The organism is Thermosporothrix sp. COM3, from assembly GCF_059696735.1.
Genome location: NZ_AP019376.1, coordinates 5,563,903 through 5,582,561 on the forward strand (window position 1 = coordinate 5,563,903; position 18,659 = coordinate 5,582,561).

The 18,659-nt window shown below is 53.2% G+C and carries 12 protein-coding genes; 5 read left to right on the plus strand and 7 right to left on the minus strand.

From position 1 onward, the window contains the following. Nucleotides 1-9: 9 nt before the first annotated feature. On the plus strand, nt 10-2,031 hold the full coding sequence (gene gyrB / locus KTH_RS23605; protein ID WP_111324497.1) for a DNA topoisomerase (ATP-hydrolyzing) subunit B: 2,022 nt from the start codon (nt 10-12) through the stop codon (nt 2,029-2,031). 66 nt (nt 2,032-2,097) lie between these two features. Here gyrB and KTH_RS23610 read toward each other — a convergent pair whose 3' ends face one another. From KTH_RS23610 to KTH_RS23630, 5 genes are all read right to left on the minus strand, one after another. Beyond that, on the minus strand, nt 2,098-4,653 hold the full coding sequence (locus tag KTH_RS23610; RefSeq protein ID WP_497621374.1) for a metallophosphoesterase family protein: 2,556 nt from the start codon (nt 4,651-4,653) through the stop codon (nt 2,098-2,100). Nucleotides 4,654-4,657: 4 nt separating this feature from the next. Further along, nucleotides 4,658-5,947, minus strand: a complete 1,290-nt coding sequence (locus KTH_RS23615) for a lactate racemase domain-containing protein (RefSeq protein WP_497621376.1) — start codon at nt 5,945-5,947, stop codon at nt 4,658-4,660. Nucleotides 5,948-6,056: 109 nt separating this feature from the next. After that, nucleotides 6,057-7,244 carry an FIST signal transduction protein gene (locus KTH_RS23620; RefSeq protein WP_497621378.1) on the minus strand — a complete coding sequence of 396 codons (1,188 nt, stop codon included), beginning with the start codon at nt 7,242-7,244 and terminating at the stop codon, nt 6,057-6,059. 99 nt (nt 7,245-7,343) lie between these two features. After that, a complete protein-coding gene (locus KTH_RS23625; protein WP_497621380.1) occupies nt 7,344-7,565 on the minus strand; it encodes a hypothetical protein in 222 nt (73 codons plus the stop codon). A 421-nt stretch (nt 7,566-7,986) separates the two neighbouring features. Beyond that, entirely contained in the window at nt 7,987-8,517 is a 531-nt protein-coding gene (locus tag KTH_RS23630) for a hypothetical protein (RefSeq protein ID WP_497621382.1), read from the minus strand. Nucleotides 8,518-8,777: 260 nt separating this feature from the next. Between KTH_RS23630 and KTH_RS23635 the strand changes: the two genes are divergently transcribed. From KTH_RS23635 to KTH_RS23645, 3 genes are all read left to right on the plus strand, one after another. Then, on the plus strand, nt 8,778-9,413 hold the full coding sequence (locus KTH_RS23635; RefSeq protein WP_497621383.1) for a helix-turn-helix domain-containing protein: 636 nt from the start codon (nt 8,778-8,780) through the stop codon (nt 9,411-9,413). Nucleotides 9,414-9,656: 243 nt separating this feature from the next. After that, nucleotides 9,657-12,578, plus strand: coding sequence for a transglycosylase domain-containing protein (locus KTH_RS23640; protein WP_497621385.1), 2,922 nt, complete (start codon nt 9,657-9,659; stop codon nt 12,576-12,578). 427 nt (nt 12,579-13,005) lie between these two features. Beyond that, nucleotides 13,006-15,327, plus strand: a complete 2,322-nt coding sequence (locus KTH_RS23645) for a transglycosylase domain-containing protein (protein WP_497621387.1) — start codon at nt 13,006-13,008, stop codon at nt 15,325-15,327. A 37-nt stretch (nt 15,328-15,364) separates the two neighbouring features. Here the strand turns inward: KTH_RS23645 and KTH_RS23650 are convergent, their stop codons facing one another. Further along, nucleotides 15,365-16,225, minus strand: coding sequence for a PHP domain-containing protein (locus KTH_RS23650; RefSeq protein ID WP_497621389.1), 861 nt, complete (start codon nt 16,223-16,225; stop codon nt 15,365-15,367). Between the two features lie 118 nt (nt 16,226-16,343). Next, nucleotides 16,344-17,813 (minus strand): pyridoxal phosphate-dependent decarboxylase family protein, encoded by a 1,470-nt coding sequence (locus KTH_RS23655; RefSeq protein WP_497621390.1) that lies wholly within the window; start codon nt 17,811-17,813, stop codon nt 16,344-16,346. Between the two features lie 193 nt (nt 17,814-18,006). Here KTH_RS23655 and KTH_RS23660 point away from each other — a divergent pair, with 193 nt between their 5' ends. Further along, nucleotides 18,007-18,516 carry a hypothetical protein gene (locus KTH_RS23660; RefSeq protein WP_497621393.1) on the plus strand — a complete coding sequence of 170 codons (510 nt, stop codon included), beginning with the start codon at nt 18,007-18,009 and terminating at the stop codon, nt 18,514-18,516. The last annotated feature ends 143 nt before the right edge of the window (nt 18,517-18,659 follow it).

Consider the following 18,659-nt stretch of genomic DNA (forward strand, 5'->3'; position numbering starts at 1 on the left):
GAATCCTTCATGACAGAGCAATTAGCTGATAATTCAGATGCTCTTACCAGTCATAATACAACACAAATTTCAGAAAATGGCAAGGGGCAGGGCGATGGAAATGGGAGCGAGAATGAGAATGGAAGAGGCTATAGCGGGCAAAATATCCAGATTCTCGAAGGCTTAGAGGCTGTACGGGTACGCCCCGGCATGTACATCGGTGCAACTGATCAGCGTGGCCTGCACCATCTTGTCACTGAGGTTGTGGATAATAGCGTTGACGAGGTCATGGCAGGATACGCTGATACCGTGAAAGTAGTGATTCACGCGGATAGCTCGGTGTCGATTGAAGATAATGGGCGTGGTATCCCGGTTGACGAGCATCATCAGCGCCCGGGACAATCAACACTGGAAGTTGTAATGACCGTACTGCATGCCGGTGGCAAATTTGGCGGTGGTGGATACAAGATCAGTAGCGGTCTGCATGGTGTGGGAGTCTCGGTCGTGAATGCGCTTTCTGAGTGGTGTCAGGTCGATGTAAAACCCGGCGACGGCTTCCATTATCGGCAGCGCTATGAGCGTGGTAACCCTGTCACTGGCCTGATCAAGGTTGGCCCGGCAGAGGGAAGAGGCACGAAAACAACCTTCCTGGCCGATCTTTCGGTAATGGAGACCCGTGATTTCAGCTTCGATGCTCTGGCTCAGCGCTTCCGCGAGATGGCGTATCTCAATAAGGGCATGACCATCAGTCTGGTTGATGAGCGTCCTGGTCGTGAGCGCGAGGCAACCTTTTACTTCGAGGGTGGTCTGATCTCCTTTGTGCGCTATCTCAATAAGAATCAGCGTACCCTTCAGGCTCGTCCGGTGAGTGTGAGCCGCATTGTTGACGGGGTCAGCGTTGATATTGCGGTGCAATATAATGATAAATGGAGCACGAACGAGGTTTCGTTTGCTAATGGCATCAACACCATCGACGGCGGGATGCACCTGACTGGTTTCCGCAGCGCTCTGACTCGCACCCTGAACGAGTATGCCCGCAAGGCCGGACTGCTGAAGGAGAAAGATAGCAATCTCACCGGCGATGATGTACGACAGGGTTTGACCGCCGTTATCAGTGTCAAGATCCCGAATCCGCAGTTTGAGGCTCAGACCAAGAGTAAGCTGAATAATGCTGAGGTGCGCCCGATTGTTGAGGCAATCACCGCCGAGATGTTGACGCACTATCTCGAAGTCACGCCCAATGAGGCAAAGGCAATCATCGATAAATGTTTGACCTCAGCCCGAGCCCGTGAGGCTGCTCGCACGGCCCGAGAGCTGGTCCAGCGTAAGAATGTGCTGGATACCACCCTGCCGGGTAAACTGGCCGACTGTACGGAGCGTCGCGCCGATCGGTGTGAGCTCTATCTGGTTGAGGGTGATTCCGCGGGCGGTTCTGCCAAGCAGGGACGCGATCGTCATTTTCAGGCTATCCTGCCGCTGCGTGGTAAGATCCTGAACGTTGAGCGTGTGGGCCTGGATAAAATTCTACATAGCCAGGAAGTCAAGAATATTATTACCGCGCTCGGCGTCGGCATAGACGAACACTTCGATATCAGCAAGCTGCGGTATGGTCGCATCGTCATTATGTGTGATGCTGACGTTGATGGCGCTCACATTCGCACCCTGTTGCTGACCTTCTTTTATCGGTACATGCCACAGCTTATCACAAATGGGCATCTCTTTATTGCTCAGCCGCCTCTCTACCACATCAAACTGGGCAAACAGATTCGCTATGTCTACAGCGATGAGGAACGCGATGCTCTGATCGAGGAGTACAAGGCGACCCATAACGGGAAAGAGCCAGAGATTGGCCGCTATAAAGGTCTTGGCGAAATGAATCCCGAAACCCTTTGGGATACCACTATGGACCCGGATAAGCGCACGATTCTACGCGTCTCGATTGAAGAGGCCGTGGAAGCTGATAAGGTCTTCAGCATGCTGATGGGTGATGAGGTTGCGCCGCGTCGCCGTTTTATCGAGAGCCATGCAAAGAGTGCGAATCTGGACATCTAGTCTGGATGGCACAACACAGAATATACAAGCAAGGTCTGGCTTCGAAGCCAGACCTTCTTTTTTCGTTCAGGGCAACGGAGGTTCGGCGGCCGGATCAGGCGGGGCCAGCGAGGCGTGATATTCGGCCTTTTGCAGCGTTGGTATCCCGGTGGTTGGTGTCCACCACCAGAGCCGTTGAATAATCTCCGTTTCCGGCCTGTTCTTCGCTGTCTCAAAAAAGACCTCACCGATGTTGTTGTAGCCCACAATCAATTCACCGGCTTTCCACTTGCTGAACCACTCTTTATGGCGAAATGTGGCATCAACCAACTCCACACGCTGCTCTTCCAGCTTCTGTTCAACCTTCTCCGTCCGGGTGATCGCATCCTGAAATGGGCGATGGAGAGCGCGTGATGTCAGCCGTTTCTGCTCTGCCTTCCGGTTGGCCTGAATCAGATTCTGCCGAGCTGCTCCGAGCGCTTTCTGTAACAGGGTTACCGCTCCCAAAGCGACCTGTAGAGGAAACAGCAGCCAGCGGTAAAGGGTCATAAAGACGCCTCGTTTTCGCTGTGGCAGCATCTGTGCCATTGAGTTGCGGAGGTAATTCAGACGATAGCTCCGATTGGGAGGGAAAGCGTCAAAGCTCCCTGTATGCCAGCCATGTGCGGGAAGCACAATCTCTCTCTTTGAGCGCCGCGCCGCGATCAAGCGGGGCAGAGACCACCAGAAATGGTACAGGCGCTTACGAATATTGGAGAGAACATAGTTCGCGATCAGGCTATCTCCCGGGAGAAGATCCCAGGCAAAAAAATCAACCGAGGGAGAGTCGCGCCGCAGCAATTGAAGCAGGCGTGGATACCCGATGGCAAGGACGGCCATTTGTGAGCCTGAGCCCTCATTCGAGAGAGGGCTGGCTGTAAAGTTGATAAAGCGTGCGGTTGCATGCGTTCGATGGTCCCAGTAATCCAGGCTGGCACCAAAGGCATAGTGCACATCGCCCGAGAGAAACACAACTCGTTGCAGACGGCTGAGATACTTGAGAAAGTTCTGAAAGGTTTCCCATTCCAGCGCCCAGGCCTCACGATCAAAGGCATAGTTCTCGCGCACTCGCAGGCGGCTCCAGAACTGAATAGATTCCACAAAATCGACGCCCAGCACTGGAGAGGGCGAGATAATAATTGTGACGTCTGCCTGTGCCTGAAGCGCCGAGTCAAGCTGGGTATGCATGGCGGAACGAGAGAGCAGGCCCGGAAAATCAGAGGGCTTGCGATAATAACGGCGTGTGCGTGTGTCAAGCACAACCACGTGGTACGCCGGGGCATTGTAGGTGTAGTGCCAGTCAAGCGCCTGCTTTGAGCGCCTGAGTTCTCCCTTGCCAGAGAACGGAAAAGGCATTCCTAGCAGTGTGTTGATCTTCTCGACCTCGGCTGCGCGCTCAGAACCGTTCCATCTGTTGATAGTGGAAAGCAAACAGCTCTGCTCAAACTGCTCTGGCGTGTTGCCCCATCCCTGGAAGAGCGCGTAGGCTAATAGGCCATTGCGCACAATCTGCTGACCAAGCTCATTCTTCAGGATCCGTCGGCACCATGCTCCATCCAGAAACCAATCATCGGTCACCTCGTGGTCGTCACAGATCATATAAGTAGCGATATTTGCCAGAGCGCGGCGTACTGCTGGTAGACCTCGCACAAAATCATCTATCAGATAGTATTGTTCTTTGAAGCTGCGTTCGGCCTTCTCCTGTTGCGAGGCTTTGCGCGGGCGAATTTCCGGGTAGGCCTTCCAGAGATCCTGTGTGCCGGGAAGTTCGTCCGGCCAGAGCACATCGGACCAGCTAAAGAGATACATAGCTGCATATTCGGCAAAAGAAAGCAGATGATTTTCCGGGTGCGTGGTGGTGAACATGGCGACCGTATGGACGATTGGCGTTCGTCCTTCCGGTGGAAAAGCCTGTGCTGGAAGCTGTAACGGCTGAAGCAGCTCGGGCTCATTGCCTGCGAAAAGATACGATCCGGCATCCATCAGAGCAAAGAGCAGTGGCGCGGAGACATCATCGGCGTAGATCTGGTCTCCGGTTAGAAAAAGCTGCTGTGGGCGACGCACCGGGTCATGGGCAGCGTTGGCAAGCAAGGTATCGAGGACGGAAAGCATTTCGTAGCCCTGTGCTTGCGGCTTACGACAGGAGCCGTGAATGATGCGTACCTGTTCGAGCTCACGCGGGGGCAGCACAAAGCCGGGCAGGGGCTGTCCCGCATACGTGAGCTGGCTGAGCGGCTCGTCTGCCATGCTGAAAATGCCAGGTGTGCCTAAATGGGCTGCTGGCGTTGCCTGAGACTCCTCCGAGAAGAAGAGATTGTAGTAATAGAGCTTACCCCATTCGAGCGGCTGTTCCCGATCTGTCGGGCGTGCCGTGACCGCAACCAGATGTAAATGATCGCCAAGTCTGATGGTCTGGCGAGTCCCTGTACAACGTGGTTCTGTGTGGCCTTCTTCCGTGGGTTCATATACAAACAGGGTAACGGTGCGTGCTTCCTTAAGCGCCAGCCAGATGGTCACGCTATGTGGCTCGACGCGGCGTACAATCGGGCCTGCAAGGATAAGTGGTAACGCTTCTGCGCGTTCGGCCAGTGGTTGCCAGGACATAGAATCAAACCTCTCCCTGGTTTGTCTGTTGCTGGAAAAGCTGCGGGCAGCGGTAAAGCATTTCGCCAGCATGCCGAACCAGCAAAATTCCCTCCTTTTCGCGGTTCTCCCATTCCTCGGGACGAATAGTACGGTAGTCAAGATACCCCAGATTGATGCGACGACAGCGCTCCTCTGGAATGCCTGTCGCCAATGTCACCTGAATGCGTGGCTTTTCGATACCGGTTTGTGGATCGTACGTCCCCGTGCCCTTGACATGGGTACTATGCGCCAGAATGGAGCCGGGAACGTCCTTGAAACGATCCCATTGCTTCAGAAAATACTCCAGCACATGATAGCCCACTTGATCGATCAGATGCCCATGTGTATAGGAGACCTCGGTGATATGTGGTGCATAGATGATCACTTCGCCTCCGTCAGCAATAGCTGGCTCGGTTTTGTACATCGCCTTCGCGGCAGTCCAGAGATCATCATAGCGCGTGGAGGGCATCGAGAGCACGCGGCGCATCGGATGCGGTACTGTGATGATGTTCAGGCGGGCCGAAAGGTCGGCGGCGCTGGAAAAGGCCTCCAGATGCGAGCCAATGTACAGGCCATGAAAGGCGTTCCCCTGCATCACCATCGCCAGCAGCAAAATGGGCACGGGCACAAATTCGGCGGCACGATGAATCACCCGGCGCACATACGTATCTTTAACACCGATCGTATGCATGCTTGTCAGACGTGCACCAAGCCAGTGGGTAAAATGAATGATCTCCGGGCCTGCGATCCCCGGGAACAGGTACTTCGCACCGCCTGAAAATCCAACCACCTCATGCGGAAAGACCGGACCACAAATGAGCAGTTGATCATAATCAAAGATCATTCGATTGAGGCGCACCGGGACCTCATCTGCCAGCAGGCCATTTGTCAGCCGTGCTGCCTCTTCGCGGCTGATGGTGCCTATCGTTTGCAGGGCCTCCGGGCCGTCCCACTGGTGATTATAAATATGGACGTTTGGATAGTGCTGCGCCCGCTCTTCCGGGGTTGCGCCCACCAGAAGCGTAATAGCATCTTCCGACATCGGGGGGTGGGTGCCGAGCGCTATCAGGTAATCCAGACGCTCAACCCGCGACCCGAGTTGCGCATAGAGGGCGCGGAAGAAGAGTGGAATGGGTGCTGTCCGCGTGCCATCGGGAATGATAACGAGGACGCGCTTTCCATCGAGCGGTAGAGAGGCAAACGACTTTGCGAGCAGTTCCTGTACATCGGTTTCTGTTAATTCCTGGTGTATACTACCTTTTCCCTGCAACATAGTGCATCCTTTTCTCTATTTTGATCCTTGTGTATTATTGTACCATTTTTGAAAAAATTACTGCATTCTTAAGCAAGAAAGTCCTGTTTCCCCGCAATGTATCGGTGACTTATCGGCGATGGACCAGTACTGCGATACTCGCCGTAAAGCCGTGAAGAAAGGAGCGCCTCCCTACCGGGCCGATTTCGCCATTACAGAAGAGCCCGGCCAGCGGGATCGGGCCCAGGATCTGTTCTATCAGGCCTGCGTCGTGGTGAGGAACGGAGAAAAGATCCTCACCGCGACCATTACAGGTACAGAGAATTGCCGCGATAGGCATGTTACCAACAAGCTTATCCTTGAGGTGAGAGAGCCGCGTACGTAGATCGTGATCTGCGGCCTGAGCATCCCGCATCTGGAACTGAATGGTCTGCCCGACCCGGGGCTGTGCGCCAAGCGCAAGAGCGCCAGTGCTGCGATCGACTCCTAGCAGATTGCGTATGAGGAAGGTACCGCGTTCAAAGGTGGCGCGGTATTCATCTGCGGCAAGCCCGACCAGCAGGTTGTGCTGTGCGCGGCGTTGAAGCGTATACGGCAGGCCCTGAAACGTTTCGATAAGCATTTCATAGGCCGGCCGGTTCGAGATGGTCTCGACAAGTCCGTTGTCCTGCACGCGGGTGATTGTCCAGGGTTCACCGATCGGTTCACATCCCTGCGAGACCAGTGGAAGAATCGAGTAAGCGCCACCCAGAGCCAGGGCAACGCCTCCATCGGTAAAGACCTCATCGTTAAAGAAGATATAGCTGCGATGCTCCTCTATATCATTGGAGGCCAGACCACCGAGCATCGGAATATCGGGATAGGCGCCGCTCAGGTGTTCGACCAGGCTTTCACAATCCATATGGAAAGGGTCAAGAAAGAACAGCCAGGCATTGACATCATCCAGCGGAACATTCAGCGCTTCTCGCATAGAGACAGGTGAGTTGCCTTGTTCCAGCAGATCTACAGGGATACGCACGGGATACAGGGTCGCTTCAGGTAAGGAGAGCGTCAAGAGAGAGAGCGCGGGCGCGTTTTCTAGCTCTATTCCTGTCCCGATGGTTCCCTGAGCCGAGCAGCCAATGAGGAGCGGCGCGGCCAGCTCATGGCGAAGAATGTGAAGCATGTCCTGATAGTGTGCGGCATATTCGCCGCTCGCAAAGAGCAGCACGACATCTGGATAGGTGCCACGAACGGATTCGAGCGCCTGATAGAGGGCCTGGTTCCAATCCTCATCTGCGATAATTGCTGCTCTGGCAACCGGCTTACAGGTTTTCATATATCCTCCCTGGGCGTTGTATTGGGTGGTGCCGTCTGAAGCCGAAACCGGATTTCTTCTTGATATATGGGTGCACATTGCCAGGGCAGGATGTCCCGTTTATGGCCGAACTGGCTGACTCCTGATCTTCTTTGCTGATAGCCAGATGGCCTGGCCTCTGGCGGTCTGAGCACAGGTGTTCGAGGTTTGCCTTACTGGATGTTCCTCGTTGTGTACAGGAAAGGACCAATCGATGATGGAGGCGCTGAATGCTCTCTCTGCGTGTAGGCGCCGCTTGACCCGGAGCACGATTGCTGCACGAGCCGCACTATGCTTCATCACGTGCCTCTCTCCTGAAGCAGATACACTGCATCACTCTTTCTGTTGAAAAGTATCGCACACTGAGAGGAAAGAAGGCAATGGAAGAGAAAAAGGGGCAAACGTAACCCCTCCGCTACAGGGAGAAGGCAACGGAGGGGCTACGTACAATGTTTGTGTAGTAGGCTGGCAGTGGTGAGCCTTAACTTATGAGCGAGTATAGCAAATTTAATCTGGAGTATGTGTTAAAATTCTATTAATTTTTCTCATTTGCAATATTCGATAAATATTTCTAAAAAAAGATGGGGTGAAGAGGGGCAAATGAGGTTGTGAATAGGAGATAACAGGCGAATAATAATAAAAGAGGTAGCCCCTATTACAGTCCACAATTGTTCCGAGGAGAGGAACTGAGTGGCCTGTAATAGGGACTGTAGTGCCTGCTCGATTATTGTTCGTCTTTTTGCAGGGTATCGGGATGACGGGAGGTCATAGGGTCCACGATGTCGCTTTGATGTGGCTGCTCTCCCGGCTTAGTACCCCCCTGTTTCATATATTCGTTTTTCCGGGGATCTCGGTCCCCCATCGCTGTTTGCGGTTGTCCTGCTGCCCGACCGCCAATACTTCCCTGTGCGTAGGCGTCTACCTCGTTGAAGTGCCCGCGTCGAATAGAACTCTCACTGATACTCCCGGAGCCACGTTCATGATGCGAGCCTCCACCTTCAATACTGCTGGCTGTGGTGCCACCGCCTGCGATGGTATCACTGCTGATATTCATGCCGCCCGGTGGATTGTCTGTTCCAGAGAGCGATGAAGCCGGTTCGGGAAGGGTGCCACCTCCCACAGTTCCCAGATCCCGGTTTCCCATGCCTTCAGTGCGCGGGGTTTTTGTCCCCTCGCCTTCCTCAGTTCCGGATTCCTTCTGGTGGAGTAATTTATTGTATTCAGGCTTACGCTCTTGCTTTTCATGCTCTGTCATAATGGTCTATCCCTTTCTGGATCGCTGCTTGATAGCCTACTCTGTTTAAGAACACGCAGCAACTGAGCGGAGGGTGACGGTGTTCTGCTTTAGTGGAAAAATTCTACCTCGGCTCGGGTTTGCCGGTTGTCGGGAGCAGGCATTTGTGAGATACTTAAGACAGGCTTGACGATGCTTCTTGAATTCCATACAATCCAATTCTAAGGGGTAAAGAATACATATCAATTGGAAGCTGCAACACTGAAGGCAGGAGGAAAACTGTGACATCACAGGCTGGTGACGAATGGCTGAGCCTGCGTGAGGCCGCCGAGTTACTGGGCATGCACCCGGCAACAGTGCGCCTCTGGGCTGATCGAAACGAGATTCCATCGCGGAGGACAAGCGGGGGCCATCGCCGTTTTCGTCGTGCAGATATTGAAGCGCGTCTTCATCAACAGATAGAGCCACGCCCCAGTCTGGCGGCCCAGATGCTGATTCAAAATTTGTTGGGCCGTGTGCGTCTTGAGTTGACCGATGGGAAATTAGATTCCCTGCCCTGGTATCAGCATTTTGACGCAAATGCGCGTGCCGCTTATAGCCGCCTGGGGCGGCGTGTCCTGGATCTGTTGCTCCGGGCGTTGACCGACGATACGCACAATGACAATCTGCGCCGCGAGGCTGTCGAGCTTGGTCGCGAGTACGGCTCGATCGCAGCGCAATCTCATGTCCCGCTGGCCGATGCCGTCAGAGCTTTCCTCTATTTTCGTACAATGATGGATGAAGCGGTGTTGCAGCTTGCGGAGGTGCGGGGCACTCGTGAGCAGGATATTCCCTGGATCGAGAGCCTGTACCAGATTCAGACTATCACCAATGAAATTCTGCCTGCTTTGATTGAGGCCGCTCCTGGTGCACAATAAGAGCAGCGCTTGCTGCTACGCCATTTCTCCTGTCTGTCCATTTTGTCTGTAACAAATTCCTCTGTTTCGCGTCTTAATAAAAAGGGATAGATATATCTGCCTTCTTCATCGGGAGGCTTTTTTCATCTGTCTGTTGTATCATTTTCTAAGAAGTATTCAGTTATGGCATTTTTAATTTAGTTCCTGGATCTTTATAGATAAATATGTATTTGCTAAGAGGGAGCTTTGAGAAGGAGAGCTCATATGTCTGACGGAAAGCAGCACCAGAATATTGACCCTGAGGAGGTGGCCAAGCGGCGCGGGGAGAAGGCGGCACGAACAGGGCCTTATGGTAAACAGGATATAGTAGAAAAAGAAAAGGATGATCGACAGGCCCATTTTCAGGAAAACTCTGAAACGCCAAAAGTGAGAGATGATGGTAAGGGGGAAGAAGGGGAAAGTGAAGAAACATCTGTGAAGGAACCGCAAGCATTGCCTGTTGAGGCATCCTCTCTGAATGTTGATGAAGATGTGAAAGAGACGAGGCCTGCGGTGCAATCTGAACAGAATAAAGCACAATCCCATCACGACCAGAGGAACCCAAAAGACGTTGAAGCTCTTACGAGCAGAAAGGACGGTCATCCTTCTGCCAAAGAAGAGGGTTCTGGCGAAGAGACAGAGAAGGAGCGTACGCCATCGGCTGCGCTGAGCGATGATGCCCATAGTGGTCTGACTGAACCAGCGCTACCCTCTATCCGAAAGTCCGAACTCTCTACGAAGAGCGGGCCGCCCGAGGTGTCAAAAACGGCGCGCGATGGGCAGAAAGCGCGGAAGCGTACGGGGGCATTGTCTCCCGCTTCGCGCCTGGATATGGATGCGTTTGTTCTTCCGCCACTGCCAGAGAATGCCTCGGCGCGCGAGCGTGCCCGCTGGCAACGAAAGCGCAAGATTTTATTGCGGCATATCTCGCGCAAACATATGCGCGATGAGCGGAACAGAGCGGCGAATAGACTGCGAAAGGCTGCGTTGACGCTTGTCAGTACGTTGCTGGCAATTGTGGTGATATTTACGGCCCTCAGCGGCACCGGCGCTTTTCTGGGTTATCGCTTCTATATGTCTACCGAGGAAAAATATCAGGGTACTGTGACAACGCTGTTTGATCTGGTGCCAAAAGATAACCTGAAAATGTATGACCGCAACAATACCTTGATCGGTCAGTTGCAGGATCAGGGCTTTCATACCTATGTGAAATTTGATGGCATCTCAAAAGATCTGATCAATGCGACCGTTGCCATTGAGGATAAGGATTTCTGGGAGAACCCGGGCGTTGATGTGCTCCGTATTGTGCAGGCAGCACTTCAGAACCTGCGGAGCGGGCGCGTTGTGCAGGGTGGCAGCACTATCACGCAACAGTTGATTAAAAAGCTGATCGTTGGCGATAAGGTCAGCCCGTTTCGTAAGCTGGAAGAGATAGTGCTGACTCCTCAAGTGAACAGCAACTACTCCAAGCGCGATATCATGGAGCTGTATCTGAACACCATCTACTATGGCAATATGGCTTATGGTATCGATGCCGCGGCATACATTTACTTCGGGTTGGAGGATAAGCCCGGGCTACCTGCTTCCAAGCAGTTGTCACTGGCTCAGGCGGCGATGCTGGCCGGTCTGCCTCAGGGAGGTGACCTGCTCAACCCGCGCTATCATCCTGAAAGTGCCATGAAACGTATGGAACTGGTACTGAATTCAATGGTCAGCCAGGGCTATATTACAAAGGTGCAGGCGCTGGAAGCAGAGAAAGAGGCACAGAAGCCCGACTTTGTGAAGTGGCCGAAAAACGGCTTGAAGAATCGTGCGCCACATTTCTTCTACTATGTCCTGCGCGAGTTGCAGCAAAAGTATAAGCTAAAGCCTGAGGAACTGTCGCTCTCTGGCCTGAACGTGTATACCACTCTGGACCTGAAGCTTCAGGAAAAGGTGCAGAAGGCTATGCTTGCGCATACCGACGACTTGAAACAGTATGGCATCTCCAACGCGGCGGCGGTGTTGATTGAGCCGAAAACCGGAGCGATCAGAACCCTGCTTGGAAGCCTCGATTATAACAATGAGGCGATCGGTGGTCAGTTTGATGTGGCAACGATGGGTATGCGTCAGCCCGGCTCGTCCTTTAAACCGTATGTCTATGCCACGGCCTTTGAGAAGTTTAACGCTTCCCCGGGACAGGCGGTCGCGGATGTTGAGACGACGTTCGATCTGCCGAGCGGACCTTTTGAGCCCGGGAACTACGATGAAAAGTTTCACGGGCATATGACGATCCGCTGTGCCTTACAAAACTCGCTCAATATCCCGGCGGTGCGTACACTTGATCATCTGGGAGTGGATGAGGCGATGAAGAAAGTCGATGCGATGGGTATTCAGCATGAGGGCTATCCTGGCCTCTCAATGGTGCTTGGTGGTCTGGAAGTGAATATGCTGGACCATGTGTCGGCATTTGGCACCTTTGCCAATCAGGGGGTCCATGTTCCCCATTATGTCATTGAAAAGGTTGTACATTCTGGCTCTGGAAAAGTGGAGCAACATGCACGGGAGAAGGGTCAGCGGATCTTCAGTCCGCAGATCGCGTATATGATTACAAATGTGCTCTCCGACAACAAGGCTCGCATTCCACAGATGCTGGATTGTAATGTGCTGGAACTCTATTCAAACTCCCAACAAGAGTGCCTGGCCGGAGATCGTGGTGTGGTGCGTCCGGCAGCAGCCAAAACCGGAACCACCAACAACTTTAAGGACAACTGGACGCTCGGCTATACCACTGATTATGTGCTTGGTGTCTGGACTGGCAATAACGACGGTCATCCGATGGCTGAGGGTGCGACCGGCCTGGTCGGCGCGGCTCCCATCTGGCATGATGCCATGCTGGCCGTCAACGCGGATAAGCCGATTCGCGATTTCCCGAAGCCGCCCGGACTGGTCACCGCAACGGTAACCTATCCTGATGGCGTGCGCTCTACTGATCTCTATCTGGAGGGGAAAGTACCTGACTCCTTCAAGGGCGGAGCACCTGCCCCCTCTCCCACTGCGAAGCCGGGAGAAAAGACGAAGCCTGCGCCTCAGGTGCAGCCATACTGTCCGAGCAGCTTTAACTATGCGTTTCCTCCGACGAATACCAACGCTGATGGATGGTGGTAGTCAAACACTTCAAGCGCCTGCAACTCTCAAGGGTGCAGGCGCGTTTTTCTTTTTGGGTGGAGGTGCGAGGGGCCAGGTAGAAAAACAACAGCTACACTTTTTCTGGAAAACGGTCGGCTAAATACTTGAGGACAAGCGGCTGCCTTTTTCTATTGCAGAGTTTCTCTATGCCTTTTAGTCATGGGGTGTTTGAATTGTAAGGGGAGCACGAAATAGTGTTGTTGTATGATAGAAAGAGAAAAAGAACGCTTGCCTCTATTCCAGATATGGGATGTTTATATTTGTATTTATAGATAAAGATTCTGTGTATGGTAGATAAGAGAGGATAAGAAAGCGGATACCGTTTTCCTTGAAGAGGCGGCTGGTATTGTTTCTTGAAAAAAGAAGTTCGTCTTGCGTGTATGCCTGAATTGCAGGAGGTTGGGATATGCAGAGAGAGCGACGCCCTGATGAGCCGGATGGGAGAGAGGGTGTGAAGAATGAAGAACAGTGCGTTCAGCTTGAAAAGGAGGAAGGTGGAGAGCACAATGATGAACAGGCCGTAGTCCCTGCGAAGCTGCCACCATATAGTAAGGCTGCTGCTGCGCAACGGCTAAATGAGATTCCTCCGCAAGCTCCACGCGGGGTGCATTATTCGGCGCCCCATTTGCGCACGCATCCAGAGGGATGGAGAGCTAAACGTCACAAGAAGCGCAAGAATTTGCGCATCAGCAATTCACGTCATGCCTCGGCTGAAAATCTGGGGATGCGGCTTGGCTTTATGCCACTGACGCTGATTACGCTGACGGTGCTGGTGGTCGGAACGTCTGTGCTGGTGGGGCTGGCAGCTTTTCGCGATGCCACTTACCATCGGTATGGACAGGCCTTAACCACATTGCCGGATATTCTCCCGAAGGATAACCTGAAGCTCTACGATGCTCAGGGAGAGCTTCTCTATCAATCAACATCGCGCGGAATTCAGACTACTGTTCCATTTTCAAAAATTTCAAAGCATTTAGTTAATGCTGAGGTTGCGATTGAGGATCAGTCATTCTGGGATAATGAGGGCTATGATATTACCGGTATTGTCAGGGCAGCATTAGAGAACCTGCTTCATGGTCGCGTCATGGGAGGTGGAAGTACAATCACTCAGCAGCTTATTAAAAATGCAATTGTAGGTAATCAAACCTCAATGATCCGAAAGTTGCAGGAAATCCTGCTTGCCCCTGATGTGACGCGGCGTTTTAGCAAGGAAGAGATTCTCAGCATGTACCTGAACACCATTTATTATGGTGAGCAGGCATATGGTGCCGAGGCGGCTGCCTTTACCTATTTCGGGTTACAGCCCAAAGATGGGAAGACCGCGGCCGAACAACTTGATATAGCACAGGCTGCAATGCTGGCAGGCATACCGAGTTCTCCTAATGCCCGAAATCCCTTTAACAACTTCAAGGTTGCCTTTTCGCGCATGAAAGAGATCCTCAAACAGATGCGCTTACAGGGCTATATCACTCATGATGAGGAGCTCCAGGCGATCCATGAGGCGCAACAACCAGACTTTTTGAAGCGAGGTGTCATTAAAAATGATGCGCTGGTGGCATCGCACTTTATCAACTATACCTTGCGGGAACTGGCTGATGAGCTGCATGTGAAGGTGGAAGATCTTCCGCGCTCCGGCTTGATTGTCAAAACGACACTCGATTATTCAAAACAAAAAGAGATCTTAAAGATCGCACAGAAGCACATTCGAGGCATGGCGGCGCAGCACAATATGTCGAATGCGGCGGTGGTAGTGCTTGATCCCCACACGGGAGCAATCCGCGCCCTGCTTGGAAATATTGATCCTGCTGACCCGCAGAGCGGCGCTTTTGACGTTGCCAGTCAGGGCCTGCGTCAGCCGGGATCAACCTTTAAGGCGTTTATCTATGCGAACGCCTTTAACAAGGGAATCAGCCCGGGCAACAAGGTTGCGGATACGCCTCTGACGGTGCAGATGTGTTGTGGCTTGCCGCCTTATCAGCCCAAGAACTATGATTTGAAGTTTCACGGTATTGTCTCGTACCGCTACGCGTTGCAGAACTCCTTTAACATTCCGGCTGTGCGTCTGCTGATGCAAACCGGTGTGGATGAGTCGCTCAATCTGGCGAAGAAGATGGGCATCACCGAGTATAACGGTACTCCGAACTATACGATGGTGCTTGGTACATTGGGCGTGCACCTGATTGATATGACGTCTGCGTATGGCGTGTTTGCCAACAAGGGTGTACGGGTTCCGCCTCATGCGATTGATGTGGCGCTGGATGCGCGAAGCGGCAAACCGGTGCTTCAGTACAACAAGAAGGGTGAGCAGGTGATCAGCCCGCAGCTTGCTTTTGTGATGACGGATGTGTTGAGCGATAACACGTCGCGTATCTTCGAGTTCGGGAAATGTAGCGCCCTGTACCTTTACAGCACATCAGAGCGTGAGTGTTATGCTGGCAATCCGGGACCGGTGCGCCCGTCTGCGGCAAAGACGGGAACCTCAAATGACTTCCGCGATAACTGGACTATTGGCTATACCACTGATTATGTGGTTGGTGTCTGGGCCGGTAATAACGATAACTCGCCAATGGTCGATGTGTCCGGTATCGATGGCGCGGGTCCGATCTGGCATGACACCATGCAGTTGATGGAGCAGGGAAAACCCATTCGGCACTTTGATGGCCCGCCTCCTGGAGTGGAGAAACGGAATGTTGATGGAAATGTCGACTGGGTGATTACGAAACATTAGCGGTTTGACCGGCGGAAATTTTCCGCCGGTTCTTTTTTTACGCGGAAATCGCGATTCCCAGGCGCTCCAGCAGACGACGGCTGATCTCTGCTCGATGCTTCAGGGGCATACGTCCGGGGTGGCTATGCGAGTCGGAGCCAGTACTGACCAGCAGATTATGCTGTGCGGCATACTCGCGATACATCTCGATGTCTTCCGGTGAATGATAAGGGTGAATAAGTTCTATGCCATCCATTGGGATTTCTGCGAGCAGTTCGTCCAGCAGAGCTGGAGTATAGTAGGTGAACCCATTTTCGCGTCTGCCCGGGTGGGCGATCAGACACAGGGCATTGCTTTTATGTGCGGCCTCAACGGTCTCATCCATCTCGGGACGAATCGAGCGATAACCCGCTTTCTCTAGAATAATATGTCCATCGGACCAGCCTTTGATATATCCATGCTCTCGCAGGAGATCAATATTATCGAAGGCGCGCTGTACCTTCCCGCCTTTCGAGGCAAGCACGTCTTCCTGGCGTGGGAAACGATAGCCCTGGCGTAAAAGCTCCTCATAGACCTCAAGGGCGTTCTCGGTTTTCTGGCGCGAGAGCCTTTCGGTCAGGGGAGCCAGCTCATTCTGTGTGGGATCAAAGCCATAACACAGCACATCGGTCGGCTTGCCTTTCCAGTAGGTGCTGATTTCAACTCCTGAGAGCACTGGCAGGTTCCGGGCAGCACCGAGTTGCTGAATCTCGGCGACCTTGTCTACGCGGTCATGGTCAGTGATGGCAACCAGCGCAAAGCCTTCGGTTGCCAGGAAGTCAATGAGCTGCTCGGCAGGCCAGCGTCCGTCACTAAATGTCGTATGCATATGAAGATCTATCGGGGCGTCGGGATGTAAGGTAAGGTAGTGTGTGAGCAAGCTTCTCTCCTCTTTTTCTTTTATTTCACTGGTCTTTGATGCTTCCACCATAATGGTATCACACGCTTGCTTGCTAGATAAGGAGGAGAGAAAAGGGCATTCTCTCCTCGTGTGACCGCTATATGGTGGCATACTCCTGTAACTGCTGCCAGAACTCGCGTATATCTGCTTCCGTCGTGCGCAGGTTGCCGATGGCGGCCCGTAGCGTCATCGCCCCATTGAGGCGAGTGTGGGAGATAAAGAAGCGCCCTCTGGCATTGATGGTGTTCATGATCCGCTCGTTCAGCGCGTTCAGCTCGTCCGGGTCGTCCATACCCTTTGGATGAGCACGGAAACAGACAAGGCTGAAGGGTGTGGGAGCCATGCGTTCAAAGTTCGGAGACTCGTCGATCCACCGGGCCAATAATCGGGCAAGACGAATATGTTCGCGCAGGCGGGCTATAATGCCGTCCTGACCGAAATAGCGCAGAATCATCCAGAGTTTCAGGGCACGGAAGCGCCTGCCGAGTGCGTTCCCATAGTCCATCAGATTGGGCACCTCGTCTGTGGCGCTCTCATTATTGCGAAGATACTCGGGCACAAGGCTGAAGGCAGCTTTCAGCACATCAGGCCTGCGGGTGAAGAGTACGCTGCAATCCAGTGGGGTGAAGAGCCATTTATGCGGATTCACAATCAGGGAGTCGGCTCGCTCACAGCCTTCCAGTATCCAGCGGAATTCGGGTATGATGGCAGCCGTGCCGGCATAGGAAGTATCAACATGTAGCCAGAGCTGATGGCGCTCGCAAATGTCTGCGATCCGGGGAATGGGGTCGATGCTGCTGGTTGAGGTCGTCCCCACAGTAGCGACAACCGCGAAAGGCAGCCAGCCCTGTGCAAGGTCCTCAAGGATAGCCTGTTCCAGCTCGTCGGGCTTCATTCTAAAATCGGCATCTATCGATATTTTGCGGATGCCTTCCTGTCCGATACCAAGTGTGATTGCGGCTTTATCTACGGAGGAATGCGTGTCCTGTGAACAATAGAGCCGCAGAGGTGGCAGCTCATGTCGGCCCGCCATTCCTTTCTGACGAATGTAAAGGTGCGGGATAGCTTCACGGGCTGCGGCAAGGGCATAGAGGACGCCTGTAGATGCGGTATCGTTGATAACGCCGAAGAGGGGAGCAGGCAGGCCGAGCATCTGACGGAGCCAGTCGAGCGTGAGCTGTTCGAGCTCGGTTGCTGAGGGGCTGGTGCGCCAGAGCATAGCATTGACGTTGAGTGCGCTGGTGAGCATTTCACCAAGAATGCCGGGACCTGAGCCCGTAATCCCAAAATAGGCCATAAAGCCGGGTGAGTTCCAGTGGGTGACGCCTGGCAGAACCACGCGCTGAAAGTCTTCAAGAATGGCATCCATCGATTCGCCATGCTGCGGCGGCTGTTGTGGCAGGGCCTGGCGGGTCGAACCTGGAGCAACCTGTGAGAGTACAGGATAGGTGCCTACTTGATCGAGGTAATCGGCGATCCAATCCACAATCTGATGACCGTAGCGGCGGAACTCTTCGCTACTCATATCGCCGTGCAAGGGGTCTGATGTGGGGCGTTCTCCTGTCATAAGAACCTCCTTCTGGGAAAAAACTCCTTCTTGCTCTCTAGCTTAGCACAGCTTGAAGAGGAGGTGCTATGGTGCGTCTCTCTGGCATAAAAGCAAGGAAGCCGGTACAATATGTGACGATGAATGTATCATAACGGCATATATTTTCTGGTGCGAAAAAAGAAAGGATAGTACTGCGGCTGTGTCTGGACGTATGACAAAGGTGGGGGTGCTGGCTCTGATCGGAGGCCTGTTTCTTGTGCTGTTCAGCGCCTGTAATGTCACTCAGGTGCCTACACATAAAATCTATGAATATGGCTCAATTGAGAGCTTGCCTAAAGACCGCCTGATCAAACAGAAAAATGCGTTTACCTATCGCCCGGGGGACGAGATAATGCTGACCTGGAAGCCTCAGGCAACGGGCGAGACGATGGATAAAGCGCCTCAGAAGGTCAGTATTGAGGCTGGCTTAATCGGGCCTTTTCCCTCGCTTGATGAGCTCAACAAGGCGGTGAGCTTTGATCGAAGCAGTATGACCGGTCCGGTGGCGACGACCATGACGCCTGTCCAAACCGATAACTGGACCGATACCGCCGTTTCGACAAAACTCAAGCTCCCCTCCTCGCTCAAGTCTGGCTATTATATGCTGGTTCAACGGATCCTGACCGCCGGCCGGGGCCCGAAAACGCCTATCCCGACTGGCAGTGTCATTTATGTTCCCTGAGCTAAGAAGGACGCTGGCCGGGACTGCTCCCGGCCTGAATGTCCTCCCTCTCGTCTGGTGAATCCCTTTCCGCTTCCATCTGTGATACAATAGCCTGGGTTTTATATGGTCGTCTCTCCCTTTTGAATTACAGGCAAAGCATA

Coding starts and splice junctions, on each gene's coding strand:
- KTH_RS23645 (WP_497621387.1), top strand. CDS start 13,006: ATGCAGAGAGAGCGACGCCCTGATGAGCCGGATGGGAGAGAGGGTGTG.
- KTH_RS23660 (WP_497621393.1), top strand. CDS start 18,007: ATGACAAAGGTGGGGGTGCTGGCTCTGATCGGAGGCCTGTTTCTTGTG.
- KTH_RS23620 (WP_497621378.1), bottom strand. CDS start 7,244: ATGAAAACCTGTAAGCCGGTTGCCAGAGCAGCAATTATCGCAGATGAG.
- KTH_RS23640 (WP_497621385.1), top strand. CDS start 9,657: ATGTCTGACGGAAAGCAGCACCAGAATATTGACCCTGAGGAGGTGGCC.
- gyrB (WP_111324497.1), top strand. CDS start 10: ATGACAGAGCAATTAGCTGATAATTCAGATGCTCTTACCAGTCATAAT.
- KTH_RS23655 (WP_497621390.1), bottom strand. CDS start 17,813: ATGACAGGAGAACGCCCCACATCAGACCCCTTGCACGGCGATATGAGT.
- KTH_RS23615 (WP_497621376.1), bottom strand. CDS start 5,947: ATGTTGCAGGGAAAAGGTAGTATACACCAGGAATTAACAGAAACCGAT.
- KTH_RS23630 (WP_497621382.1), bottom strand. CDS start 8,517: ATGACAGAGCATGAAAAGCAAGAGCGTAAGCCTGAATACAATAAATTA.
- KTH_RS23610 (WP_497621374.1), bottom strand. CDS start 4,653: ATGTCCTGGCAACCACTGGCCGAACGCGCAGAAGCGTTACCACTTATC.